Raw genomic sequence first — 905 nt, 5'->3', positions numbered from 1 at the left:
ATCGTCTGCCAATAAGCCATACCCGTTTCTCCAGCATGTTCAGTACGTGGAACACTACTCCAATCTATAGTTTGAAAAGGAATGCTTGTATTGTTTATCATATAATTTTAAAAACGCCAGAAAGCTTCACCTACTCATCACCAAATGTAAGATTCTTCTATCCTCATTTTTTTTAATGGCACTTCTAGTCTTAACCATTAGTGCCATTAACAAATGAGAGGATGTTTGGATTTATAAACCTCACTTGTTTAATCCTTAAACCAAACAACGCTGGGCTGATAACTTATTCATCTCAATGTCCATAATGTTTAATGACGCTTATCTTTAGATATTAGTATCATTTATCTACGGTATAAATGCCCTTTCTTAAATGTCTTAACCCTTTATTATGTAATTAAAAAACCACCCAAGCAAGCTTGGGTGATACTCTGTTTAGCACCCCCTTGCGGGGTGAATACCCCGCAAGGGGTATAAATACCCAGCCATTCGGCTGGGGCAAAGTGTCAAAGTGTCGAATTAATCCTTTAGGCAGCGAACACTAAGGCCGAGCGCCTTACCGCTGCCACTGCGGGACACTCTAGCCTCGTCAGTCTTCAGGCTGCGTCTGTAGGCACTACTACTTGACCCAGTACTACTCCACAAGTCCGCGTTGACACCACGACTGTAGAAATTACCATTGGTACTGCGGAAGCCCGCTAACTTAACCCCGTTAACCCCGACTTTCAGTTGTGTACCTTGATCAGTACCACGCCAACCAGTTAAATTTTGTTGGGTGGTGCTCATACCTAATTGACCTTCTAAGACTTTCCAATCGGAATCAGATGGCAAGCTCCAACCACTAGGGCAAACATTCATCGCTGCATCCCAAGTATAATAATAACCATCTTCATCCGCTGCACTACCAG

General features: G+C 42.7%; 1 protein-coding gene and 1 pseudogene. Both read right to left on the bottom strand.

The genetic code is table 11. From position 1 onward, the window contains the following. Positions 1 to 101: pseudogene (locus BTHERMOSOX_RS12165) on the bottom strand (DHCW motif cupin fold protein); the annotation flags it as partial. 415 nt (positions 102 to 516) lie between these two features. Continuing rightward, the coding region (locus BTHERMOSOX_RS11630) for an FISUMP domain-containing protein (RefSeq protein ID WP_283204864.1) at positions 517 to 905 on the bottom strand (389 nt) is incomplete at its 5' end.

It is taken from the genome of Bathymodiolus heckerae thiotrophic gill symbiont (genome assembly GCF_900128515.1).
GTDB lineage: Bacteria > Pseudomonadota > Gammaproteobacteria > PS1 > Pseudothioglobaceae > Thioglobus_A.
This window is presented reverse-complemented; position numbering and strand designations above follow the sequence as displayed.